Raw genomic sequence first — 24,395 nt, 5'->3', positions numbered from 1 at the left:
ATCAGCCCTGGAACCGGGAGATGATGCGTTCGGCGGTCTTCGCGCCCATGCGGACGGCGCCGTCGACGTGCTGGTAGCCCTCGGCTGCAAGATCGGAACAGGACCAGTAGATGGGGCCAACCGGGGTCAGCTGGTCCGGACCGTAGCGGTGCAGGCCGCCCAGGTCATAGCTGGCAGCGTAGGCGCCGCGGGTCCATTCCTCCGAGCCCCAGTCGGATTCGTAGTAAACCTCGGGGGTGAGTGCTTCGTCGCCGAGGTAGCGGGCGATCGATTCGAGGATTGCCTGGCGGCGTTCCTCAGCGGTCAGCTCGAACATGGCGTCGGCCTTTTCATCGGAGACAAAGCCCACCAGGGTGCCGCGGGAATCCCCGTGGTTCGTGTTGTCGTAGACCTCCTGCACCAGTTCGTGGGCGCCGAAGCAGGTGCCGGAAAGACCGGACTCGCGCCAGAACGGCTTCTCGTACACGGCATGGACCTTGATGACCAGGCCCAGAGAGACATGCTGGTGCATCTGATGCTGCCGGCGAGGAAGCGGCGGGTCGTAGGAGACGCGGGAGTAGAGGTTCGGCGGGACTGCCATGATGGCGTAGCGGGCGTGGACGGTGACGCCGTCGGCCTCTGCCGTTACGGAGTGGCCGTCCTCGTTCCAGCGCAGGGTGCGCACCGGCGCGCCGAGAATGACGTCTTCTCCCAGCTCCGCGGCCATCCGCTCGGAGACCTGCTGCATGCCTCCGGCCACGCGGCGGTCCAGAATGAAGTTCTCATCCACCAGGTTGGAGAACGATCCGGCAGAGGAAGCCATCAGCAGCGCCTGCAGTGCGGAGAAGGAATGCGCGGGCTTGGTGAGCATCCCGCCGGCGACGAACAGGCCGATGTTGTTGCAGGCTTCTTCGTCGGAGGACTGTTCACGCAGCCAGGCGGAGAAAGAGATGGTATCCAGTGCCCGGGCGTCGGGGTGTGTCCACGGAGTTGCCGGATCGGTCTTCGCGGTGAGCTCGTCAAGCAGGGTGATGAGCCGTTCCATTTCCCGGGCTGTTGACTCGGCTACGGGGAACATGTCTCCCGAGTAGCGGACGGCGCGGTGGTCCGAGCCGATGTACACGGATTCGCCCTCGCGGTACCGCGGGAAAGTCTCCAGTCCCAGCTCCTCGACCAGTTCGCTGAGCGCTTCCTGGTCAGGGGAGATCCACTGTCCGCCGATTTCGAGGAAGGCACCGTCGATGGTGTCCGACCAGGTGCGGCCGCCTACCCGGTCCCGCGCCTCAAGCACTGCCACGCTCAGGCCTGCGGCCTTGAGTTTGCGTGCCGCAGTGAGGCCGGAGGGGCCTGCGCCGATGATGACAACGTTCCGTTCCAGGGTTTGCACTTTTGTTCCTCTCTCCAGCGGCCGACCTCCGGCCGCTCAAATGCCACGCCACATAAATGAATAGCGTTCATTTTGTACCGACACTCTAACCGACGCCCGGCTGTGGAGGGAGAGTCTGTGCGAATATTAATTTCCGGCACCGGAAGTGCCGCAGACACCTGGAGGAATGGATGCCGGCAGCACGCACGCGGCGCAGCGCGGGCCGTCCGTCCAAGCGCGTCCTGACAAGGGAGAATATCGCCGCAGCTGCCCTGGAAGTCATCACCGCAGGGGGCTATGAGGGCTTCACCATGTCCTCGCTGGCAGCCAGGCTGCAGGTGGCGCCGTCGGCCCTCTACAACCACGCCTCCTCCAAAGCGGAAGTGCTGCGCTGGATCCAGGACGACCTCATGGCGGAGGTGGATGTGGCCTGCTTCGCCGAACTGCCCTGGAACGACGCCGTGCGGACCTGGGCCCGGTCCTACCGGGCAGTCTTTGCCCGGCACACCCCGCTCATTGCCGTGATTGCCGTCCTGCAGGTCTCCGGCGCTCCGCGCACCCTAGCCATGTACGAAGCGGTCACGGAGGGCTTCCTGCGGGCAGGCTGGAAGCAGGCACAGATCATTCCGGCGATTGTGGCCCTTGAGTCGTTTATCTTCGGATCGGCCTTCGACGCCGTTGCCCCGGAGGACATTTTCGACACCGGTTCACTTGCCGGGGCCAGCCCGCTGTTCACCGCGGCTGTGGCCGCCGCCCCCGGCAGGGAAAGCGGCAAGGCGGCCGAGCAGGCCTTCGAGATCGGACTTGATGCGATGATCCGCGGCTTCGCGGGGTTCTCCGGCGCGTAGGCTTCGCGGGAAAACCGGGACCGGGAAACACCAAAGGGCGGCATCCGGGTGACCGGATACCGCCCTTTGGCCAATAGGAGTTATGCCTGGGCGCGGATGGCTGCTTCCAGCACGTCGAGGCCGTCGGAGAGCACCTCCTCGCCGATCACCAGCGGAGGCAGCAGGCGGATCACGTTGCCGTAGGTACCGCAGGTGAGGATGATGACGCCCTCGGCCAGGCAGGCGGCGGCGACCGCCTTGGCGGCAGCGGCGTCGGGAGTCTTGGTACCGGGCTTGACCAGCTCGAGGGCAAGCATTGCGCCGCGTCCGCGGACATCGCCGATAACCCCTGTCTCGTCTGCAAGCCTGCGCATCCTGGGAACGGTGATTTCCTCGATGCGGCGGGCGCGCCCGGCGAGATCCTGGGTTTCCATCGTTTCGATCGCTGCCAGTGCCGAGGCACAGGCCACGGGGTTGCCGCCGTAGGTTCCGCCCAGGCCGCCGGGGTGCACTGCATCCAGCAGGTCGGCGCGGCCGGTCACAGCGGAGAGCGGCATGCCGCCGGCAATGCCCTTTGCCATGGTCATAATGTCCGGAACAACACCTTCATGGTCCACGGCGAACCACTCGCCGGTGCGGCAGAAACCGGACTGGACTTCATCAGCGATGAATACGATTCCGTTGGCCTTGGCCCATTCGGCCAGGCGGGGCAGGAAGCCTTCAGCGGGGACAATGAAGCCGCCTTCACCCTGGATCGGCTCGATCAGGATGGCTGCGAGCTGATCCGTGCCGATCTGCTTTTCGATGGCCAGGATGGCACGCTCGGCTGCCTCGGTGCCGGTGATTTCCGGGTTTTCCTCGCGGTACGGGTAGCTCATGGGCATCCGGTAGATCTCGGACGCGAACGGCCCGAAACCGGTCTTGTACGGTGCGGCCTTGGCGGTCAGGCCCATGGTGAGGTTGGTGCGGCCATGGTAGGCGTGGTCGAACGCGACGACGGCCTGGCGGCCGGTAGCCGAGCGGGCGATCTTGACGGCGTTTTCAACGGCCTCGGCGCCGGAGTTGAAGAGCACCGTGCGCTTTTCGTGCGTGCCGGGAGTAAGTTCGGCGAGCTTCTCTGCGACGGCAACATAGCCCTCGTACGGGGTGACCATAAAGCAGGTGTGCGTGAAGCGGGAAACCTGTTCCTGCGCGGCTGCAACCACGGCGGGATCGGACGCGCCGACGCTGGTGACAGCAATGCCTGACCCCAGGTCGATGAAGGAGTTACCATCCACATCCTGGATGATGCCGCCGTCGGCATCCTGGACATACACCGGGACGCTGGAGGCAACACCCTTGGCCACGACGGCGGCACGGCGCTCGCTGAGGGCAGCGGACTTGGGTCCGGGGAAGGTCCCGGTGATGTTCCGCTTCTGTTCCAGCCGGAAAGCCGGGGCGGTGGCTGATGTGCTCATTGGTTCATGCCTCTTTCGACGGGGTGGAGTGATGGGAGTTATACGCCGCAGTGATCCAAATTTACGCGGCGGGAGGACTCGATGGGACAGCCATCCGCACAAAGAAGGCGCGAGTTTGCGGTGCAGGCGCCCAACGGAAGCTGCCTATAGTTGTGGGGTGCCTATCTCGCTTACCGATCTGCTTTCCGCCGAAGACCTGGACCTGGTTGTCCGGGGCACTGCCGCCATTGAACCGGTGCCGGTGCAGTGGGTGGCCGTCACCGAACTTGAAAACCCGTCCCCGTTCCTGAGCGGCGGCGAAGTCGTACTCACCACCGGTATGCGTCAGCGCACCGGCGCCGTGCAGCGCAGGTTCGTTGAAAGCGTGCACCGGGCGGGGGCCCTGGCAATCGGGTTCGGCACCGGCCTGAGCCTGGACCGGGTTCCCGGTCCGCTGCTGGAGGAAGCCAACCGGCTGGGCCTGCCGGTCTTCGAAGTCCCCTACCGGACTCCGTTCATTGCCATAGGGAAACTTGTGGCCGATGCACTGTCCTCAGACCATGTGGAGCACCTGCACGAGCTTCTCACCGGACACCAGGTGCTGGCGAAAGCCCTGCTGTCCGGCCAGGGACTGCCGGGGCTGCTTGCAGAACTGGGGTCAATCCTGGAAACGGATGTGGCGCTGCACCAGTTCGGCACCGAGGTCTTTTCCACCGGCGGTGCAGCGGCGGACAGTGAATGGCACCGGGTTCCGATCGCCACCGGGCTGCGGGACCGCTGCACGCTCTCGGTTGCCCGCCCCTTCCGCCAGCCTGACCTAATCGCCTACGCCCAGAGCCTGATCAGTGTGGAGCTGAACAACCAGGCCCGGCGACGGGTTCGGGAACGCGCCGTCAACGGGCAGCTGCTGGATGACATTGTGGCCGGCAAACTCACCGGGCAGGATGCCGACCACAGACTTCGAGCATCCGGGGTCAGCACCGGCCGCCGGCAGCTGACCCTGCTGGTGGAGGCGGCCCCGTCCCAGGCAAAGGCGCTCACCTCGCTTCCCCTCCCGGCGGCTTTCGAATCCGCAGTCAGCGCCATCTGCGAGGAACGGCTGGCCGTGCTGGTTCCCGAGGGCAATCCCGCCCAGCTGGCTCCGGCCCTGGGCGCATATCTTCAGGAAGCCGGCATCCCGGCCAAAATTGGCGTCGGCGGGCCCTATACCGAGCCGGCCGGGCTCCGGTGGGGCTACTACGAGGCCAAGGAAGGACTCCTGCGCGGTGCTGCGGTCAATGAGCCTGACCGCCTCAGCCTGGCCTCGCTGCTGATGGGAAGCCGGGATGTTCCGCTTGCCGACCTGGCCGCCGAGGCACTGGACCCGCTGCTGGCCTTCGACCGGACACACGACGCCGAACTGGTGCCAACACTGGAGAAGTACCTGGCCCTGAACGGGTCGGTGGCCAAGGTGGCACAGGAACTCGGCCTGCACCGCAACACCGTCCGGTACCGGCTGACGCAGATCGCTGACCTCTCCGGCTATGACCCTGCGGTCACTGCTGACAGGGTGCATCTCTACCTGGCGCTGAATGTGCGCAGGCTCGCAGGTTGAGTGCGGTGCCGGGCCCGCGGAGAGCGGAACACCCGTGCGCAGTTTGGTCCGGTTTTGAACCGGACTTTAGGCTGTAGGGATGGACTCGCCTGCGCAACCCGCCAAGACCCTTCACTGGGCGGGCATCGATGACCCCGGACGCCGGGATTCAGCAGTCGTTTCCTTCCGCGAAAGCGAACTGGCAGCCAGCGGCACCACCACATGCGACGAGTACTGTGCCACCTGGTCCCTCTCAACGTCTCCGGGGTGGGTAACCCGCCGGCTGCACGTTGAAGTCACCGGCAACGGCTGGTCCCGCACCCTGGAACTTACGCGGTCCGTGGACGGCCGCTGGGATTCGCACGTCACCGCCAGCGGCACAGTTGACCTTCCCGGACCGGGGATCGAGGACCCCCGGTCCCTGGACAATGCCCAGGACTGCGACCTGGGCCTGTGCCCCCTGACAAACACCATGCCCATCCTCCGGCTGGACCTCCTGAACAATGCCGCTCCCCCGGACGAGACCCGGCTGACCATGGCCTTTGTCCAGATGCCGAGCCTGCGGGTAGTTGCCAGCGAACAGGTCTACTCACAGGTCTCTCCCTACCGCGGGGAACGCGGCAGCGCGATCGTCCTGTTCTCCTCGGATTCCGGGGGCTTCACGGCGGAGATCACGGTTGATTCCGACGGCGTGGTGCTGGACTATCCGGGGCTGGCGCACCGTACCGCTTAGCGGGCGGGGCTGCAGCCCCGCCCGCTGGCCGCCTCCGGCCGGCCGGTCAGGGACTGTCCCTGCCGCGGCTAGGATAGAAGTACGTCCGCCTGCAACGTTGGAGCCCCAGCAATGAGTGAAATGTTCCTCGAAAAGTTCCGTGCCCTGGTCCCGAAGTACCTTGAGGACAACTGGCGGCCCGATGACGGCCTCAGCGCGGATGAACTGGACGACATGCTCGATGAGCATGACTTCCCCATCCCTCTGGTCCTGCGTGAGTTCTACCTTGCCCTGGGCGGCTGCGAAGACCTGATGGAGGCATACCACTTCTTCTGGGACCCCGACGAGCTTGAGGTCGAGGACGGCTTCCTGCTCTTCCTCGAAGACGAGGATGAAAAATTCACCTGGGGTTTCCGGGCCGACCAGCTGGACATTCCGGACCCGATCGTCTGGCGGCGCAACAATGCGCGCGGCGAATGGCAGAGCGAAGAGGGAACCTTCAGCGAGTACGTTTTTGACATGTTCGAGTGGGTTTTCGAGGACGACGAAGACTGATCCGGCAAAACTAAAAGGCTGCCCCGCTGGTTCACCGGGGCAGCCTTTTTTGTTCTTAACCGTTCAGACAAGGACCTATGCTTCGCGCTCCACAACAGCTTCTGCAAACGCCGCCAGGGAAGACTTGACCAGGGATTCGGGCATGGGCGCCAGCGCTGCGACAGCATCGGCTGCCCACTGCCGGGCAACCTCCCAGGCCTCAGCGGTGGCACGGTTGCCCCGGACTGCAGCCACGGCGGCAGCCAGGGCTTCATCGGAACTCAGGTCGGCGTCGACCAGCTCCAGGACCGCGGCAGCTTCGGTGTCCCCGGCAGCAGCGTTGCGGCGCAGCAGGAGTACGGGAAGCGTGGGGACACCTTCCCGCAGGTCCGTTCCCGGAGTCTTCCCCGACTTGTCCTGCAGGCCGGCTACGTCAATCACGTCGTCAGCCAGCTGGAAGGCAACACCGACCTTCTCTCCGTATTCGACCATGATCTCCACGGTCTCCCGGTCTGCGCCGCCAAAAAGCGCACCCAGCTGGCCCGAGGCCGCGATCAGGGAACCGGTCTTCCCCGCGATGACGGAGAGGTAGTGCTCCAGCGGATCCTCGCCGTCGGCCGGGCCGAGAGTCTCGTGCAGCTGTCCCATGACCAGCCGTTCGAAGGTGCGGGCCTGGATCCCCAGGGCCTCGGCCCCAAGGACGGACACCAGTGAGGAGGCGCGCGCAAAGATGAGGTCGCCCGTCAGCACGGCAACTGAGTTGCCCCAGACTTCGTGGGCGGTGGGGGCTCCGCGGCGCACGGGCGCGGAGTCCATCACGTCGTCGTGGTACAGGGTGGCGAGGTGCGTTAGTTCGACGACGACGGCGGCCATCCGCACCTGCTCGTTGCCGGGGTTGGGACCAAGGTGCGAGGCCAGCAGTACCAGCAGCGGGCGGATCCGCTTGCCGCCGGCTTCCATCAGGTGACGGGAGGTTGCGTCCGCGAACGGATCGGAGTTGGCGATGGCTTCGCGCAGCTCATCCTCGATCTTCCCCAGTCCGGCGACAATCGCAGGTCCCAGAACGGGATCCTCGGCGATGGGGGTGAACCCGGGAGGCAGCGCCGTCTCGGCGTCCCCGAGGGCATCCGGGCTGGCATTGGTGGATTCAGTCACTGTTCAAGGCTAACTTCTCGTGGGGACGGGTTGGCAGGGGTCAAACTCTGGCATTGCTGCCCGCGCCCCGGACGGGCTGGGGCGCGCCGTCCTGGTTGGAGGCGGCAGGAACCAGCATTTCCATCAACGCAATCACTCTATCCTCGATCCCGCGGGGTGAGGCGTCCCTGAGGTTGGCCAGCATCCGAACGACGAAGCGCATCAGCACCGGGATGGGCATCCCGGTCCGCAGTGCCAGCTTCATGACAGCCGGTTTGCCGATCAGCCCGGCGAAGATCCGGCCGAGGGTAAAGTGGCTGCCCCACTCGTTCCGGACACGCTCCGCGTAGCCGGCCAGCGCGGCGTCGTACGCTGCCTGCGGGGAGAGGATCCCGGGGGTGCGGCGCGCCTGTTCGGCGGAGACAATGTAGTCCGCCGCGAAGCGTGCGGACTCCATTGCGTAGGAAATGCCTTCTCCGTTGAACGGGCTGACCATCCCGCCGGCGTCGCCGAGCAGGAGCAGTCCGGGAGAGTAGTGCGGGGTCCGGTTGAAACCCATGGGAAGGGCGGCCCCGCGGATCTCGCCGACCTGGTTCTCCGGGGTGAAGCCCCATTCTTCGGGCATGCCGGCGGTCCAGTCCCGCAGCACCTGGCGGTAGTCCAGTTTGCCGAACTCCTTGGAGGAGTTCAGGATGCCCAGGCCCACGTTGGAGGTGCCGTCGCCAACGCCGAAGACCCAGCCGTAACCGGGCAGCGGGTTGCCGGCAGCGTCAGGAAGCTCCAGCCACCCTTCCATCCAGTCGTCATTGGTGCGCGGCGAGGTGAAATAGGTGCGCACGGCCACACCCAGCGGGCGGTCATCGCGCTTCTCCAGGCCAAGGCTCAGGGCCGTACGGGTGGAGTTGCCGTCGGCAGCCAGGACGATGTCGGCGGTGAACTCGCGTGCCTCGCCGGTCTTGCGGCCGTTTTCGTCAAGCACGTTCGCGACGACGCCGCGTACCCTGCCGTTTTCGTCCCTGATGGCTTCGGTGACGCTGTGCCGCTCCAGGATTCTTGCGCCTGCTGAACGGGCGTGCTGCGCCAGCTCCTCATCAAAGCCCAGGCGCGTGCGGACCAGCCCGTAGGAGGGGAAGTCCGCCAGGTCCGGCCAGGGGAGCTCGATTGTCCGTCCCGCGGCGATCAGCCGAAGGCCCTTGTTCCGGCGCCAGCCGTCTGCCTCGTCATGGGGAAGGCCCAGGAGCTGGATTTCGCGGACAGCGCGGGGCGTGAGCCCGTCGCCGCACACCTTTTCACGGGGAAACGCGGTCTTCTCGAGAACCGTTACGTCAATACCCGCAGAGGCGAGGTAGTAGGCGGCGGTGGAGCCGGCCGGGCCGGCACCGACGATGAGGACGCTCACGCTCCGGCGGCCTCCGCCGGCTTAACTGCAGGATTAACTGCAGGATTAACTGCAGGCTTCACTGCACGGTGGATGGCGACGATTCCGCCCGTAAGGTTGCGGTAGGCGACGTCCTCCCAGCCTTCTGCGGCGATCCAGCCCGCGAGTTCGTCCTGGTTCGGCCAGGCACGGATTGACTCGGCGAGGTAGACGTAGGCGTCCGGGTTGGATGCGACCTTGCGGGCGATCGGAGGCAGCGCACGCATGAGGTATTCGGTGTACATGGTGCGCCACAAAGGAACAACCGGCGATGAAAACTCGGCAATAACAAGTTTCCCGCCCGGCTTGGTGACCCGCAGCATCTCAGCCAGGGCCTTCTTGGGCTCGTTAACATTGCGCAACCCAAAGGAGATGGTGGTCGCGTCGAAGGAGTTGTCCTCGAACGGCAGGTTGGTGGCGTCACCGGCCACGAAGTCGATGTCCGGGCGGCGGCGCTTGCCAACCTTGAGCATGCCCAGGGAGAAGTCACAGGCGACCACGGAGACACCGGCGTCGGCATAAGGCTCGCTGGAGGTTCCGGTACCGGCCGCAAGGTCCAGCACACGGGAACCGGGACGGGCGCCGACGGCGTCCACCACCAGACGGCGCCAGCGGCGGGTCTGGCCCATGGACAGCACATCGTTGACGATGTCGTACTTGGGAGCCACCTCATCGAACATGGCAGCGACTTCATCGGGGCGTTTTTCCAAAGTTGCGCGCTTCACCCGCTCATTGTCTCAAACAATGTTCCGGCAGCCGAACCGGCCGCAAGGTGTTTGCGTTTGGTCACAAACGCATGTGTTCCCTCCCGCCGGGGCAATGGCCTGGATATGGGGCTTGCAGGCAGGCGGAGTAGGGTTGGAGGCATTATGACCTCCCTGCGTTCCCTAACCATCCCATTGAGCGTGCCCTCGGCCGCGATCGGGCTGCTGGAGTATCTGGTCCGCAATGACCAGCTGTGCTGGATCCGCCACGGCGAAGGCCTGGTGGGATTCGGAGAAGTCCTGCGCCACACTTCCACCGGCCCGGACCGTTTTGATTCAGCCCGCCGATGGTGGAACGCAGTCCGCGCCGAAGCCGCCGTCGAGGACGAGGTCCAGGTTCCGGGAAGCGGCCTGGCCGCCTTCGGTTCCTTTGCCTTCTCCAAGCGGTCCCCTTTTCTTTCCCGGGTTGTAGTCCCGGAGATCATCGTCGGCTCGCGGAACGGAACCGCATGGGTCACGCAGACCACGCTCGATCCCGACGCCGCCCTGGACCGGGAGTCGGTGGTAGCTGCCCTGGCCGGCTACCTGGAGGAAATCTCCGCAGATTCACTTTCAGACGGCAATGACACCATCCAGCCCGGTGTGCTCTCCGAGTCCGAATGGAAAAACGCCGTCGCCCGGTCCGTGGCGCACATCGCCGCCGGTGAGCTGAGCAAGATCGTCCTGGCCCGGGACATTGTGGCCAGCCTATCTTCGCCCGTCGCCACCGCGCAGGTGCTTCGCGAACTGGCACTGCGGTACGAGAGCTGCTGGACGTATTCAGTTGACGGACTCATTGGGTCCACCCCTGAAATGCTGATCAAGGTTGAAGAGGGCAAGGCCCGTGCCCGGGTGCTGGCAGGCACCCTGGACCGTGCCACGGCTCCCCTGGACGATCCGGACTACGCCAAGCGTGTCCTGGCCGGCTCCGAAAAGCAGCAGCACGAACATGCCATCGCCATCGATTCGGTCACCAGCCATCTTGAACCGTTCACGTCTTCGATGACTTCGCACAGCGAACCGTTCGTCCTTGAGCTGCCCAACGTCTGGCATCTGGCCTCGGATGTCACCGCGGACCTCCGCGTGGACGGCGGCACTGTCCCAACATCGCTGGACCTGGTTGAAGCCCTCCACCCAACCGCTGCTGTCTGCGGCTACCCGACCAGTGTTGCCGGGGAACTCATCAGTGAACTTGAACACATGGACCGGGGTCCGTATGCAGGTCCGGTGGGCTGGTTCGACGCCGCCGGCAACGGGGAATGGGGCATCGCGCTGCGCGGTGCCGTGATCGAAGACCCCCAAGCTGTCCGCTTGTTCGCAGGCTGCGGGATCGTTTCGGGTTCCAACCCGGCAGCAGAGCTGGAAGAAACCTGGTCCAAGTTCCGTCCCATGCTTGAGGCCCTGGGACTGGACCGCGCCCGGGTGCTCTCCGGCCAGCCTTCCTGAGCGGCGCGTACAATTTATTCCCGGAGAGCGGCTTTCTGCCGCCTTTTTCCTGCCCCCAACCGGAGCCGAACGCTCCGTCACGACCTAAGGTTCTAAACCAATGCACCACAAAGCACGCAAAGCCGTCGCCGCTGTCCTGGCCGTCGGTGCCCTCAGCCTCGCAGCCTGCGGCTCGGGGTCCGATTCAGCTGATGAGTCCGGTCTGGGACTGGTCAATGACGGCACGCTGACTGTCTGCTCCAACCTGCCGTTCCAGCCTTTTGAATACGTAGATGACAACGGTGAATACGCCGGGTTCGACATGGACCTCTCGCGCGAAATCGCCGCCGGGATGGGCCTGGACTGGGAACTGCAGAACGTCGGCTTCGACGGGCTCCAGAGCGGCACCGTCCTGGCCGCCGGCCAGTGCGACCTGATCGCTGCCGCAGTGACCATCACCCCGGAACGCGCAGACAAGCTCGCCTTCTCCGACCCGTACTACGACTCCCTCCAGTCGCTGCTGGTTCCCGAGGGCTCCTCCGTGCAGTCCCTCGAAGACCTGGCGGGCAAGAAGGTTGGCGTGCAGCAGGGCACCACCGGCGAGTCCTACGCCCGGGAGAACGCCGCCGACGCCGAGGTTGTCTCCTACCAGTCCGACGCCGAGCTGTTCCCGGCCCTGCAGGCCGGCAACATCGACGCCGTCCTCCAGGACCTGCCCGTCAACCTGGACCACACGGACGGTGGTGCCTTCACCATCTCCGCGACGTACGAAACGGATGAAGTGTACGGCTTCGCCATGAAGAAGACCGGAAGCGAAGACCTGGTGGCTGCTGTCAACGCAGAGCTGGCAGAGCTGCGCAGCAACGGCAAGTACCAGGAAATCTACGACAAGTACTTCACCGAATAACCCATCTGCTGCTGCATGACGGCGCCGGCCTTGTTCACAGGCCAGCGCCGTCTGTTGTAAAGGGCACGCCCCGCGCTGTGAGCTGCGGCACCCGAAACGTGATGGATGCGTACAATCGAGACTGCTTACCAACAATGTTCGGGACCGCAGGCGGTCCTGCCCGGCACCAAGAGAAGGTACCAATCCATGCCGTACAAAGCACGATCCTCCGTCCTGGCCGCTGCGGCACTGTCCGCACTTGCCCTCTCCGCCTGCGGCGGCGGCAGCGACAGCGCGTCTGATTCGGGAATGAACCTGGTTTCCGATGGGAAACTCACCGTCTGCTCCGACATTCCCTACCCGCCCTTCGAATACGAAGAAAACGGCGAGTACGTGGGCTTCGACATGGACCTCATCAAGGAAATCGCATCCGGCATGGGCCTTGAGGCCTCCATCCAGGACGTCGGTTTTGACGGCCTGCAGGGCGGCACCGTCCTGGCCGCCGGACAGTGCGACCTGGGCGCCAGCGCCATGACCATTACCGAGGAACGCCAGAAGAACCTGACGTTCTCCGATCCCTATTACGATTCGCTGCAGTCCATCCTCGTGCCCGAGGGCTCGGACATCACCGGCATCGAAGACCTCGCCGGCAAGAAGGTTGGGGTCCAGCAGGGCACCACCGGCGAGGCCTACGCCCGGGACAACGCTGCCGACGCCGAGATCATCTCCTACCCCTCGGACGCCGAACTCTTCCCCGCCCTGCAGGCAGGGAACGTCGACGCCGTGCTGCAGGACCTCCCCGTGAACCTGGGCCACACCCAAGAGGGCGCCTTCACCATCGCCGCGAAGTTCGAGACGGACGAATCCTACGGTTTCGCCATGGCGAAGAACGCGAGCGAAGAACTCGTATCCGGCGTGAACGAACAGCTGGCCGCCCTGCGTGACAACGGCAAATACCAGGAAATCTACGACGAGTACTTCACCGAATAACACCGACTGACCCACGGCCGTCCCTGGCACATCCCGCCAGGGACGGCCCTAAACTTCCGCGGAAGGCCTTTACTTGAAACCGTCCACCCGCAGACGCCTCACCCGGGGCATCCTGTACGCCGTCTTCGTCCTGGCAGTTGTTGCCGTAGTCCTGCTCGCCGACTGGCAGGCCATCGGCGTGAACTTCTTCGACCCGGAGGTGGCCCGCGCGGCCTTCCCGACCATCATCACGGTCGCCGTCAAGAACACCGTCGTCTACACGATCATCGCGTTCATCGGCGGCCTGATCCTCGGCCTGATCCTGGCACTGATGAAGCTCTCCCCGGTGGGCCCCTACCGGTGGGCGGCAACAGTCTACATCGAGATCTTCCGCGGCCTGCCCGCCCTGCTGGTGATCTTCGCGATGGCCTTCGCCGTCCCGATCGCTTTCTCCTGGCGTCCGCCCGGAGGCAACGCGGGAGCCGGCCTGATCGCCCTGATCATGGTGTCCGGCGCTTACATTGCCGAGACCATCCGTGCAGGCATTCAGGCCGTACCCGCAGGACAGACCGAAGCGGCCCGCTCGCTGGGCATGGGCCCGGCGTGGACCATGGTCTCCGTGACCCTGCCCCAGGCGTTCCGCATCATCACCCCGCCGCTGACCAATGAGCTGGTGATCCTGATCAAGGACACCTCGCTGCTGTTCATCGCAGGCATGGCGATGCAGGACCGGGAGCTGACCACCTTCGCGCGGGATGCGGTCTCGCAGAACGCCAACTCCACTCCCCTGGTCCTGGCTGCGATCATGTATCTGATCATTACCCTGCCGCTGACACAGCTGGTCGCCAAACTCGAACGCCACAACCAGAGAGGCCGGTAATCCAGCGTGAGCACACCTGTACCTACCCCGTCCGCAGGCACTCCCGCAATTGAAGTCCGGAACCTGCACAAGTCCTTCGGCGACAACGAGGTCCTCAAGGGCATCGACTTCCACGTCAACCAGGGCGAAGTCGTCTGCGTGATCGGTCCGTCCGGTTCCGGCAAGTCCACCCTGCTGCGCTGCGTGAACCGGCTCGAGGAACCGACAACGGGAACCATCCGGGTCGAGGGCACGGACATCACCGATCCGGAGACGGACCTGGATGCCGTCCGCACCCGGATCGGCATGGTATTCCAGCAGTTCAACCTCTTCCCGCACCTGAATGTGCTGCAGAACCTGACCCTGGCCCAGCGCCGTGCCAAGAAGCGCGGCAAGGCCGAGGCTGAGGCGACGGCCATGAAGAACCTGGCAAAGGTTGGCCTGGCCGACCGCGCCAAGGCGTTCCCCGCCCAGCTGTCCGGCGGCCAGCAGCAGCGCGTTGCGATTGCCCGGGCCCTGTCCATGGATCCGGACATGATGCTCTTTGACGAGCCCACTTCCGCACTGGACCCGGAGCTCGTTGGTGACGTCCTGGAAGTCATGCGCCAGCTGGCCCAGGAGGGCATGACCATGATGGTGGTGACCCATGAGATGGGCTTTGCCCGCGAGGTCGGTGACCGCGTGGTATTCATGGACGGCGGCGTGGTTGTGGAGCAGGGTGCACCCGAAACCGTGCTGGGCAATCCGCAGCACGAGCGGACCCGCTCCTTCCTCTCCAAGGTCCTCTAGGACCCGAATTCAGCACAAAGAGCTGCGGCCTGCACCTTCCGGTGCAGGCCGCAGCTGCGTCCGGGTACGTTAGGGAGCTGCAGGAAGGGCGCCGGTCACCGCTTCTTCGATCCGGCGGTGCAGTGCGCGCAGGGCGGACCGCTGTACTTTGACTTCAAGGATGGACCGGCCCCGCACCGGGGCCCGCAGCGCGGTGTCGAGCTCCCCCGCCGTGTCCAGGGCCTGGTGGCGTACTCCGTAACCGGCGGCCAGCGCTCTCAGGTCGGCCCGGTGCGGGGTACCGAAGAAGCGCTCGACGACGTCGCGGTATTCCTCGCGTTCCCCCAGCTCTCCGTGTTCGAGCGTGGTGAAGATGCCCCCGCCGGCGTCGTTGAGCACTACCAGCTGCAGGTCGGGCTCCGCCTCTCCGTCGCCGAGCAGCAGCCCGCCGGCGTCGTGCAGGAAGGTGAGGTCCCCCAGCAGCAGCCGGGTCGGAATTCGGTTGGCCAGGGCAATGCCCGACGCCGTGGAGATAGTGCCGTCAATGCCGGCCAGGCCACGGTTTGCATAGACATCCAGCGGGTGCCAGCGCCCCGCGGCCACCAGGTCAACGTCCCGTATGGTGTTGGAGGATCCGAGCACCAGGTTGGCGTCCGAGTTCTCCCAGACCAGCCGGGCCACATGCAGGCCGGACAACTCGCTTTCGGCATCCAGCACGGCGTGGATTGCGGTTTCTGCGGCGGCCGAGGCACGCTGCCACATCTTCAGCCAGCCCGGCGCTCCCCTGCCGGCAAACGCGAGCAGCCCTGAAAGGTCCGTTACGACTTTTTCCGGCCGTTTGCCGGGTGTAAACCAGTTCACGGGACGGGGAACGTAGAGGGCTTTCGCTACGTCCGGGCGGGCCAGCAGGGCGGACACCGGACGGGAAAGCGTGGGCCGGCCAAAGACCACCACGCGTTCAATCTGCGGACCAAGCTCCGCCAGGAGCAGGCGGTAGGCGGTGACTGAGTTGGGGCCAAACCGGGCGTTCGAGGATGGTTCAGCCAGCAGCGGCAGTCCGGCACGCCGGGCAAAGATAGCTGCTATTTCCCCGGCGCCGTCGCCGGCAACAACCACGGTCCGGTGCACGCCGCCCAGATCCGCCAGTGCTCCCGGGGCCGCTTCCTCGGCTGCTGCCAGTGCCTCAACCGGGCCCGCCTCTGCAGCCCCCAAGGCATCCGCCTCCGTGGGAATGAGGGGATCACGGAACTGGAGATTGATGTGGACGGGACCGTAGGGTGACGGGCCGCCCACTTTCGCGAAGGCCTCTGCGATGGCACCCTGCGGATCCAGGCCTGCTTCAATGTTGGCCTCGGCCGCCGGGAAGCGCCCGAAGATTCCATCCTGCACCGTGGTCTGGTTGGCGCCGGTACCGTGGAGTTCAGCGGGACGGTCAGCGGAGAGAACCACCAGCGCAATCCCTGCATGGTGCGCTTCCATCACCGCCGGAACCAGTTCACCTACGGCTGTGCCCGACGTCGTTACTACGGCTGCCGGGCGTGCGCCGCCGCGCGCGAGACCCAGGGCAGTAAAGCCGGCAACGCGTTCATCAATGCGGACATGGACCTGGACGAGTCCCTGTGTCTGCGCTTCGGCCAGGGCGTAGGCCAGAGGTGCACTGCGGGAGCCCGGTGCCAGCACCACGTCCCGCACTCCGGCGCGGGCCAGTGCCCGAATGGCAGAGCGGGCCGACTGGAGGGAGCTCAGGCTGTTTCCTGCGCCCTGCCCCGAAGGGCTGGCGGAGGAGTTCTGGCTGGGGGACTTCGAGGATCCGGTCACCTCTCCATCCTAGGGTTCGGCATCCGGAGCGTGCGGTCCGGAAGCGCGAATTGGCTATTGGCCTGCCTGACCCGGCTGACTGTCCGGCACAGTGAGCGCCGGGCGATAGATCCTCAGCGTCCGGTTTCCGGGGCCAAGGCCAGTTTCGCGTACACCCGCTCCAGCCGTTCCAGCCACCACTGCTGCCGGTCCGGGGCGGCCGCGTAACGTTCCAGCAGGTCCGGATTAACTGGTGCGTCGCGCACTGCCAGCGCCCCGCCGTCGGGCAGCAGGGGTTGATCCGAAACGTCACCTTCCATGAGGGAGAGTGTGCCAAGTCCGCAGGCAAACGGAAGTTCAGGCAGGGCTGCGGCCAGCGCAACACCGGCCCGGATGCCCACCGAGGTATCCAGTGCGGAGCTTACGACGGCGGGCAGACCGGCCTCTGCCACTACTTCCAGTGCCCGGGCCACCCCGCCCAGCGGCGACACCTTCACCACCAGCAGATCCGCGGCGTCCTCCCTCGCCACCAGCAAAGGATCCGATTCCTTGCGCACAGACTCATCTGCCGCCACCGGAACCGGGATTTGACGGCGTGCCAGCTCCAGGCGAACCGCGCGCAGGCCGGGAATGTCCGCAGCCGGCTGTTCCGCATATTCGAGGCCGTACTCCGAGAGCAGGGTCAGGGCATGAACGGCCTCCTCCACGCTCCAGCCGCCGTTCGCGTCTACCTTGATCCCCGCGTCCGGAAGCAGCCGCCGCACTTCGGAGACCCGCTCAAGATCGTTGGCCAGTACCTGGCCCCGCTCGGCCACTTTCACCTTCACAGCGGGCACGGCTCCGAACCGGGCCAGGACTTTCTCCACCTGGTCCGCTGCCACTGCGGGGACCGTTGCGTTGACCGGAACGCTGCTGCGGACCGGCTGCGGAAACGGTTCCCAGGCAGATTTGACGGCTGAGGCCAGCCACGGAACCGCTTCGTCGTCGTCATACTCGGGGAAGGGCGAGAACTCTCCCCAGCCAGCGGGCCCCTGCAGCACCAGGGCCTCACGGTGGAGGATTCCGCGAAACTTCACGCGCATGGGAAGGGACACAACGTGCGCCCCGTCACGCAGGACAGGAAGGCCGGGATAAGGATTTGGTTCCACAGTTCCAGCCTAATGGCCTGCACGGCAGCTATTCACAGCAAACCGGCAAGGACCTATGGCACGCTTGAGGGGATGGATACGCGCAATCTCCTGAACAAGCGGCAGCCCGTGCGGCGGCCGGCCGGGCACAACCCCGCACTCTTTCTTTTCGCGGCACTGCTGGCGGCAGCGGGCGCGGCAGTAACGTACTTTGGCTTCGTCCGAACCACTACGGGCCAGGCGGCAGACGAATCCGCCTGGCGCGAGGCGGAGCTGGTGGCACCGGGGACCCGCGTCCCGTCGCTGCAGATCCTGGACAGCCTTCCGCTGGCATCCGTGTTCATTGCGCTGGCGGTAATCGCCGGCGTCACGATTTACCGCAGGCGCCTCTCCCCTGCCGTCATTGCCATCGCCACCATGGCCAGTGCCAACCTGGTGACGCAACTGCTGAAGAACCTGCTGCTGGACCGTCCGGACCGCGGTGTCGCCACGCTCGCGTTCAATTCCCTTCCCTCCGGACACACCACCATGGCTGCCTCCGCCATGGCAGCTGTCTTTCTGGTCTCTTCCCCGCGGTGGCGGCCGCTGACCGCAGTCCTGGGCGGCACCTACGCCGTCCTGGCCGGCACGGCAACGTTCTTCAATCTCTGGCACAGGCCCGCCGACGTCGTTGCAGCCTTTTTTGTTGTTGCCGCCTGCACGCTGGTGGGGGGCCTGGTGATGATGCGGACCAACCAGGACTGGAACACCCTCCCCCCGGGCAGCCGCGGCGCGGGCGGACGGCTCTGGACCGGTCTGTCCGCAGCGGGAGGCATGTTCTTCCTGGCCCTTTCAGCTGCCCTGTATGCCTATGCCCGCTGGGGCGCAGGCGTGGCTGGGCTGGACGGCCGTCCACTGTACTTCTGGTGCGGACTGAGCCTGATCCTCGGCGTGGGGTATATGATCGCAGCCCTTGGCTCCTGGCTGTTCACCCAGCAGGCCGGGGACCGCTAGGGGCCGGTCCGGCGTCCCTTCGGAACGTACCGCCACAGCACGGCGGCACCGGCAAGACCCATCACCGCGGTCGCGGCAATTCCGGCGGAAAGCGAGATAAGCGCGGTGACCAGGGACAGCAGTCCCGGCCCGCTGAGAATCCCAATGTCCGAGAGCAGCCGCCACAGCCCCAGAAACTGCGGCCGGCCCGGCTGCGGAGAGAAATCCGCGCCCAGCGTCATCACGATTCCGGATCCGATTCCGTTGCCGAAACCGATGAGCAGGGCCGCCAGCAGCAGCTGCAGCGGAGATGACGTGAGCGGCAGCAGGCCAAGCCCTGCAGCCATCAGCAGCATGCAGGGCACCGCCACTGCCCGGCGTCCGCGCAGGTCCATGACCCGTCCGGCCGGATAGAAGATCAGCATGTCGATGCCGGCGGAAATGCCGTAGATCAGCGCGGTCTGGGCAGGATCGATGCCCAGGTGCTGGGCCCACAGCGGAATGACGGCCTGCCGGGTGGCCCGAACCGCCGCAATCAGCAGCACCCCGATCCCCACTGTGCCGAAAACATGTGAGTGGCTGCGGAGAATGGACCTGATGGTGGGCGCGGCCACGGCGTCGACCGCTTCCTCCAGCTCCTCACTGCGCGAGGCCCGGTTTCCGTGGCCTGGCCCGCGCACGCTCAGGTCTGGAACGGTCAGGCTCAGCAGTCCCGCACCCAGGGCGGCCACAGCACCTACCCAGTAGGCGCCTGGAGTTCCGGCGAAGGACATCACCCCGGCGGCAGCGAACGGACCGATAAAGACACCGATCCGGTTGGATCCGCCCAGAGTGGAAAGCGCACGTGCCCGGTAGTGCAGCGGAACGGCTTCAGTGACGTAGCTTTGCCGGGCCAGCCCGAACACGGCTCCCGCCATGCCGACCATAAAAACGGCGACGGCGAAGACCCAGAGCACGGGCACTGAAGCAGCCAGAACCATGGCAGCTGCGCACCAGGCTGCCGCGCCCACCAGCGCCCATTTCTCCCCGAAGCGGGTGGTAACTAGCGTCGCCGGAACGTTGGTCAGGAGAGAACCGATGCCGGTCAGGGTGACAATCGCGGCAGCCAGCGCCACTGTGGCACCGAGGTCGCGGGCGGTCAGGGCTACGACGGGAAGGATCGCCCCGATCGCCGTTCCGTACAGCACCGTTGGCCCGAAGGCCGGTACGGCGATACCGCGCAGACTGAAGGTATCTATTGCTTCAGCCACTTCCAGCGGGCCAGGGTACGCAGGCGCATCAGCAGGGCCCGGGACTGTTCGGGCCCGTAGGGCAGGATCGGCACGGCCTTGGTCATGTCCGTGGAGGCCTGGTCCATGGCACTGCGGGTCACGGCAACGGCGGTGCGCATCTTGTTCATCTGGGTGGTCACGAAGTCCATGTCCACCGGTTTTCCGTGCCCGGGAACCACGGTTCCGTAAAGGTCTTCCAGCGCAACGATCTTGCCCAGCGTGCGGATCCACTCCTTCGGGTAGGAGTCTCCGAAATTCGGGTCTGCGCCCTGTTCCACCAGGTCTCCGGCGAAAAGCACGTCGCCGGCACCCACCAGAAGGTCATGGTCGGTGTGGCCGCGGCCCAGATGGAACAGGGTCACGGAAATCCCGCCGAGGTCCAGGTCCACGGGTGCCCCCTCAACCAGCCTGGTGGGTGCGGCTATGGCCGTACCCGGGCCGGTCCCGGCTGCCATGCCCGGTTCGACGGCGGCAACAGCGGAACGCTGCTCCTCACCTGTTGCCGTAATGGTCCCGGCGCAGGCGCTGGTTGCCCAGATCTCTTCAACACCGTTGTCCATCAGGTAGGCGTTGCCGAAGAAGTGGTCGAAGTGGGCATGGGTGTTAACCGCGATGACCGGCAGGCTGGTCAGCTTCCGGACGCCGTCGAGCAGCGCCTTGGCCTGGGCCGGTCCGGCACCCGTATCCACCAGCAGCGCCCGTTCCTCGCCGATAACCAGCCCGGAGTTCATTCCCCAGCCCGGGCTTGCCCGCACATAAGTGCGCGGCGCCAGCTCTATCCAGTCATCGGGAGTCTGCGGGTGGGTCTGGGTCATGGCGTCCGTCCTTCGGGGTGTCTGCGCTAACCAACCTACCGTGTGCCGCAGGCTACAGGTCAGCCAGGACGCTTCCCGGGTTCTCTATTGCGTCGGCAACGTAACGAAGGAACCCGCCGGCAGTCCCTCCGTCGCAGACCCGGTGGTCAAAGACGAGTGTCAGTTCAGTCATTTTGCGTACCGCGAGCTGTCCGTCCACGACCCACGGCTTGTCAATGATCCGGCCGATGCCAAGGATCGCCGATTCGGGATAGTTGATGATCGCCGCGCTTCCGTCAACGCCGAATACCCCGTAGTTGTTCAGGGTGAAGGTGCCGCTGGTCAGCTCTGACGGAGTGGCGGCTCCGGACCGGGCCGACGCCGTCAGCCGCCGGATTTCCGCGTCCAGTTCCCGGGCGCTCAGCTTTTCGGCGTGCCGGATCGAGGGAACCATCAGGCCGCGGTCGGTCTGCGCAGCGAACCCCAGGTTGACGCCGTCGAAGGCCACCAGTTCGGCATCCGGGCCGGTTCCGGCGACGTAACGGGTGTTCAGCTCCGGGAACCTGCGCAGTCCGGCCAGGGTGAACCGGGCCAGGAACGCCATCAGGCCCGGGGTGTTTTCCGGGTCCCGGCCCTTGAGGTCGGCGCGCAGTTCCAGCAGGGCGGTGGCATCCACGTCCACCCAGACGGTGGCTTCCGGGATTTCGCTGCGGCTGGCGCTGAGGTTCGCGGCGACGGTGCGGCGCAGTCCCTTGACCGGGGTGCGGGACGCGACGCCCAGGCCTGAGCGCGGGTCGGTATCTCCCGCCGCAGGAGCAGCCGGTGACGCAGGGACAGGGGCTACCGCTACATCGGGCGAGCCGGCGCTGATGGCCAGTTCGACGTCGCGGCGCAGGATCAGGCCGTCCGGCCCGGTGCCGTTCAGGGTGCGCAGTGCGATTCCGGACTCGCGGGCCAGGCGGCGCACCAGCGGATTGATGCAGCGCGGAGCCTCGAGGGTTGCGGCTGCTGCCGGAGCCGGGTCAGCGATTGCAACGGCTGCAGGAGCCGGAGCTGCGGGGACGGCCTGCACAGCCGAAGCGCGGCGCGGGGCGCGGGTGCGGCGGTTAGTGCCGTGGCTGGTCTGATCGGGAGTCCCGTAACCGATGAGCACGTTGCCCGAACCGGCCCGTTCCTCCTGCCGGTAGGCCTCGCCGGCAGGATCCGGGTCGCTGGGGGCACTCGGCGAGGTTTCGCCGGGTGCCGGGGCGTCCGCCGTCGTGCGGACCGAGATCAGCGGCTTGCCGACGTCGATGCTCTCCCCCGCGGCGCCGTGCAGTGTCTGTACCACGCCCGCGAACGGTGAGGGGACCTCCACCAGTGACTTGGCGGTCTCCACCTCGGCCACGGGCTGGTCCACCGCAATGGTGTCGCCCTCGGCAACGAGCCAGTTCACCAGTTCCGCGTCGGTCAGGCCTTCGCCCAGGTCCGGGAGCAGGAAAGTGCGCACGCTCATTTGTCCTCCCACTGAAGTTCGTCCACAGCGTCCAGGATGCGGTCCACACCGGGCAGGAAGAAGTGCTCCAGCTTCGGTGCCGGGTACGGGATGTCGAAGCCGGTCACGCGAAGCACGGGTGCAGCCAGCGAGTGGAAGCAGCGTTCCTGGATGCGGGCAACGATTTCCGATGCGACGGACGCAAAGCCGGGGGCTTCAGAAATGACGACGGCGCGGCCGGTCTTCCGGACCGAGGCGCACACGGTTTCGTCATCGAAGGGGACGATGCTGCGGACGTCGATGACTTCCAGGCTGCGGCCTTCAGCGGCAGCCGCCTCGGCCGCGGACAAGGCAGTGGATACGGACGGACCGTAGGCGATCAGGGTTGCGTCGGTGCCTTCGCGGGCGACGGCGGCCTTGCCGATCGCCGGGTCTGCGGCCGGGGCGCTGTCTTCGAAAGGCGCCCGCAGGGCAGACAGGTCAACGTCTTCCTTGGTCCAGTACAGCTTCTTGGGTTCCAGGAACACCACCGGGTCCGGGAAGCGGATGGCTTCGCGGAGCATGGTGTAGGCGTCCGCAACGGTGGCCGGGGCCAGGACGGTCAGGCCCGGGGTGTGCGCGTAGTAGGACTCGGAGGAGTCGCAGTGGTGCTCCACTCCCCCGATTCCGCCAGCGTACGGAATGCGGATCACCAGGGGCAGTTTGACCTTGCCGCGGGTGCGGTTGGACATCTTGGCGACGTGGCTGACCACCTGCTCGAAGGCGGGGTAGGCGAAGGCGTCGAACTGCATTTCGACAACCGGGCGGATTCCGTTCATGGCCATGCCAACGGCCATGCCCATGATGCCCGATTCGGCCAGCGGGGTATCGAAGCAGCGTTCCTCACCGAAGCGGGCGGTCAGGCCGTCGGTGATGCGGAAGACGCCGCCGAGCGGGCCGACGTCCTCGCCGAACATCACCACGGCGGAATCCGCGGCCATTTCGTCGGCCAGGGCGGTGTTCAGTGCCTTCGCGAAGGTCAGGCTGACACGGGTATCTTCGGGCGCAGGCGCCTGTGCTGTGACTGTCATTGGTGGCTCCTGTTAGTCCTGTGCCCGGGAGAGCTCGTCCTGCAGCAGGGCGGCCTGCTCGGCGAGCTGCGGGGTGCGGCTGTCATAGACGAAGTTGAAGAGGTCCATGGGCTCGGGCACGGTGTCCGTGTTGAGGCCGTCGCGGATGCGGGACGCGATGGTCTCGGCCGAGGCCGCCATCTCTTCCTCAGCGGCGTCGTCAAGGACGCCCAGTCCGGTGAGGTAGGTGCGCAGCCGGGCCAGGGGATCCCTGGGAACCCACTGGGCGACGTCCTCCTCGGATCGGTAACGGGTGGCGTCGTCGGCGTTGGTGTGGGCCTGCATCCGGTAGGTGTGTGCTTCCACCAGGGCAGGGCCGCCGCCTTCACGGGCACGCTCGACGGCGGCGGCCAGCACGGCGAGCAGCGCCGCGGCGTCGTTGCCGTCCACCCGCTCGCCCGGCATGCCGTAACCGATGGCCTTGTGGGCCAGCGAGGGAGCTACGCTCTGGTTCTTCAGCGGCACAGAAATTGCGTACTCGTTGTTCTGCACGAAGAAAACCACGGGAACGTGGAAGACCGCGGCGAAGTTCAGGGCCTCATGGAAGTCGCCTTCGCTGGTGGCGCCGTCGCCGCACATTGCCATCACCACGGTGTTCTCGCCGCGCAGCTTGGCCGCGTGGGCCACGCCCACGGCGTGCAGCAGCTGGGTGGCCAGCGGCGTCGCCTGCGGAGCCACGTTGTGCTCATACGGGTCATAGCCTGCGTGCCAGTCACCCTTGAGCAGGGTCAGGACCTGCAGGGGGTCCACCCCGCGGTGTACGACGGCGACGGTGTCGCGGTACGTCGGGAAGAGCCAGTCGCCGTCGGCCAGCACGGCAGCGGCTGCAATCTGGCATGCTTCCTGTCCGTGGGAGGAGGGGTAGACCGCCAGCCGGCCCTGCCGGACCAGCGCGTTGGCCTGGTCGTTGATACGCCGGCCGGACACCAGGCCCTCGAAGGCGGCCTTGAGGGCGTCACCGTCCGGGAGCGGGTACTTCTCGCTGTGCCGGTGGGTGCCGTCAGCGTCGATCAGCTGGACCGGTTCGGCGGAGGGCAGCATGGTTGCGGTGCGGTCCTCATTGTCTTCCGGCCGCGTGCCCTGAGCGGACCCGGCGCGAGTGTTGCCGGTGGGAATAGTCATTGAAGCCTCCGTCTGCCGCGGCGGATGCCGGATGGGTTCCGGGCGTCCCGGTTCCTCCGGCTTGGATGGAATTTCTGTAAGCCCAGTATGAAGAAGCTGAC

General features: G+C 66.0%; 22 protein-coding genes. 10 read left to right on the top strand and 12 right to left on the bottom strand.

Annotated features, from left to right (window positions below):
• Position 1 precedes the first annotated feature (1 nt).
• Positions 2-1,366, bottom strand: a complete 1,365-nt coding sequence (locus tag FYJ28_RS03365) for a flavin monoamine oxidase family protein (protein WP_055239239.1) — start codon at positions 1,364-1,366, stop codon at positions 2-4.
• Positions 1,367-1,536: 170 nt separating this feature from the next.
• Between FYJ28_RS03365 and FYJ28_RS03360 the strand changes: the two genes are divergently transcribed.
• Positions 1,537-2,193, top strand: a complete 657-nt coding sequence (locus FYJ28_RS03360; RefSeq protein WP_154578309.1) for a TetR/AcrR family transcriptional regulator — start codon at positions 1,537-1,539, stop codon at positions 2,191-2,193.
• A gap of 80 nt (positions 2,194-2,273) precedes the next feature.
• Here the strand turns inward: FYJ28_RS03360 and gabT are convergent, their stop codons facing one another.
• Positions 2,274-3,629 carry a 4-aminobutyrate--2-oxoglutarate transaminase gene (gene gabT / locus FYJ28_RS03355; protein ID WP_154578308.1) on the bottom strand — a complete coding sequence of 452 codons (1,356 nt, stop codon included), beginning with the start codon at positions 3,627-3,629 and terminating at the stop codon, positions 2,274-2,276.
• 157 nt (positions 3,630-3,786) lie between these two features.
• On the opposite strand from gabT, the gene FYJ28_RS03350 reads away from it, so the two are divergent.
• From FYJ28_RS03350 to FYJ28_RS03340, 3 genes are all read left to right on the top strand, one after another.
• The gene (locus FYJ28_RS03350) at positions 3,787-5,202 is read left to right on the top strand and encodes a PucR family transcriptional regulator (protein WP_055239236.1); all 1,416 of its coding nucleotides are present in this window, start codon (positions 3,787-3,789) and stop codon (positions 5,200-5,202) included.
• A gap of 79 nt (positions 5,203-5,281) precedes the next feature.
• On the top strand, positions 5,282-5,914 hold the full coding sequence (locus FYJ28_RS03345) for a putative glycolipid-binding domain-containing protein (protein ID WP_055239235.1): 633 nt from the start codon (positions 5,282-5,284) through the stop codon (positions 5,912-5,914).
• A gap of 111 nt (positions 5,915-6,025) precedes the next feature.
• Positions 6,026-6,448, top strand: a complete 423-nt coding sequence (locus FYJ28_RS03340; RefSeq protein ID WP_055239234.1) for a hypothetical protein — start codon at positions 6,026-6,028, stop codon at positions 6,446-6,448.
• Between the two features lie 75 nt (positions 6,449-6,523).
• On the opposite strand, the gene FYJ28_RS03335 is transcribed toward FYJ28_RS03340, so the two are convergent.
• Genes FYJ28_RS03335 through FYJ28_RS03325 form a run of 3 tightly spaced genes read right to left on the bottom strand, consistent with a single transcriptional unit; the run spans position 6,524 to position 9,703 of the window.
• Positions 6,524-7,582 (bottom strand): polyprenyl synthetase family protein, encoded by a 1,059-nt coding sequence (locus FYJ28_RS03335; RefSeq protein ID WP_055239233.1) that lies wholly within the window; start codon positions 7,580-7,582, stop codon positions 6,524-6,526.
• A gap of 40 nt (positions 7,583-7,622) precedes the next feature.
• Positions 7,623-8,960: a geranylgeranyl reductase family protein gene (locus FYJ28_RS03330; protein WP_326831486.1), complete on the bottom strand. Its 1,338-nt coding sequence runs from the start codon at positions 8,958-8,960 to the stop codon at positions 7,623-7,625.
• Positions 8,957-9,703, bottom strand: a complete 747-nt coding sequence (locus FYJ28_RS03325) for a demethylmenaquinone methyltransferase (RefSeq protein WP_326831485.1) — start codon at positions 9,701-9,703, stop codon at positions 8,957-8,959. Before FYJ28_RS03325 ends, FYJ28_RS03330 begins: the two co-directional genes overlap by 4 nt.
• Before the next feature lie 144 nt (positions 9,704-9,847).
• Between FYJ28_RS03325 and FYJ28_RS03320 the strand changes: the two genes are divergently transcribed.
• From FYJ28_RS03320 to FYJ28_RS03300, 5 genes are all read left to right on the top strand, one after another.
• Entirely contained in the window at positions 9,848-11,167 is a 1,320-nt protein-coding gene (locus tag FYJ28_RS03320) for an isochorismate synthase (protein ID WP_154578306.1), read from the top strand.
• A gap of 100 nt (positions 11,168-11,267) precedes the next feature.
• A complete protein-coding gene (locus FYJ28_RS03315; RefSeq protein ID WP_154578305.1) occupies positions 11,268-12,053 on the top strand; it encodes a basic amino acid ABC transporter substrate-binding protein in 786 nt (261 codons plus the stop codon).
• A gap of 186 nt (positions 12,054-12,239) precedes the next feature.
• Entirely contained in the window at positions 12,240-13,022 is a 783-nt protein-coding gene (locus FYJ28_RS03310; protein WP_055239224.1) for a basic amino acid ABC transporter substrate-binding protein, read from the top strand.
• A gap of 73 nt (positions 13,023-13,095) precedes the next feature.
• On the top strand, positions 13,096-13,881 hold the full coding sequence (locus FYJ28_RS03305) for an amino acid ABC transporter permease (RefSeq protein WP_055239223.1): 786 nt from the start codon (positions 13,096-13,098) through the stop codon (positions 13,879-13,881).
• Between the two features lie 6 nt (positions 13,882-13,887).
• Positions 13,888-14,649, top strand: a complete 762-nt coding sequence (locus tag FYJ28_RS03300; protein ID WP_055239222.1) for an amino acid ABC transporter ATP-binding protein — start codon at positions 13,888-13,890, stop codon at positions 14,647-14,649.
• Between the two features lie 69 nt (positions 14,650-14,718).
• Here the strand turns inward: FYJ28_RS03300 and menD are convergent, their stop codons facing one another.
• Entirely contained in the window at positions 14,719-16,446 is a 1,728-nt protein-coding gene (menD, locus tag FYJ28_RS03295) for a 2-succinyl-5-enolpyruvyl-6-hydroxy-3-cyclohexene-1-carboxylic-acid synthase (RefSeq protein WP_326831484.1), read from the bottom strand.
• Between the two features lie 113 nt (positions 16,447-16,559).
• Positions 16,560-17,573, bottom strand: coding sequence for an o-succinylbenzoate synthase (locus tag FYJ28_RS03290; protein ID WP_326831483.1), 1,014 nt, complete (start codon positions 17,571-17,573; stop codon positions 16,560-16,562).
• 72 nt (positions 17,574-17,645) lie between these two features.
• Between FYJ28_RS03290 and FYJ28_RS03285 the strand changes: the two genes are divergently transcribed.
• Entirely contained in the window at positions 17,646-18,545 is a 900-nt protein-coding gene (locus tag FYJ28_RS03285; protein WP_195840585.1) for a phosphatase PAP2 family protein, read from the top strand.
• Here the strand turns inward: FYJ28_RS03285 and FYJ28_RS03280 are convergent.
• From FYJ28_RS03280 to pdhA, 5 genes are read right to left on the bottom strand one after another with little or no spacing between them, the layout of a single operon-like run.
• The gene (locus FYJ28_RS03280; RefSeq protein WP_154578484.1) at positions 18,542-19,780 is read right to left on the bottom strand and encodes an MFS transporter; all 1,239 of its coding nucleotides are present in this window, start codon (positions 19,778-19,780) and stop codon (positions 18,542-18,544) included. The two genes, FYJ28_RS03285 and FYJ28_RS03280, sit on opposite strands and share 4 nt — an antisense overlap.
• Entirely contained in the window at positions 19,759-20,610 is an 852-nt protein-coding gene (locus FYJ28_RS03275; RefSeq protein ID WP_154578303.1) for an MBL fold metallo-hydrolase, read from the bottom strand. Before FYJ28_RS03275 ends, FYJ28_RS03280 begins: the two co-directional genes overlap by 22 nt.
• Before the next feature lie 52 nt (positions 20,611-20,662).
• Positions 20,663-22,084: a dihydrolipoamide acetyltransferase family protein gene (locus FYJ28_RS03270; RefSeq protein ID WP_154578302.1), complete on the bottom strand. Its 1,422-nt coding sequence runs from the start codon at positions 22,082-22,084 to the stop codon at positions 20,663-20,665.
• Positions 22,081-23,133 (bottom strand): alpha-ketoacid dehydrogenase subunit beta, encoded by a 1,053-nt coding sequence (locus FYJ28_RS03265; RefSeq protein ID WP_154578301.1) that lies wholly within the window; start codon positions 23,131-23,133, stop codon positions 22,081-22,083. Before FYJ28_RS03265 ends, FYJ28_RS03270 begins: the two co-directional genes overlap by 4 nt.
• Positions 23,134-23,145: 12 nt before the next feature.
• The gene (gene pdhA / locus FYJ28_RS03260; RefSeq protein WP_154578300.1) at positions 23,146-24,294 is read right to left on the bottom strand and encodes a pyruvate dehydrogenase (acetyl-transferring) E1 component subunit alpha; all 1,149 of its coding nucleotides are present in this window, start codon (positions 24,292-24,294) and stop codon (positions 23,146-23,148) included.
• Positions 24,295-24,395: the final 101 nt, after the last annotated feature.

This window comes from Arthrobacter sp. BL-252-APC-1A (assembly GCF_009696625.1).
GTDB lineage: Bacteria > Actinomycetota > Actinomycetes > Actinomycetales > Micrococcaceae > Arthrobacter_B.
This window is presented reverse-complemented; position numbering and strand designations above follow the sequence as displayed.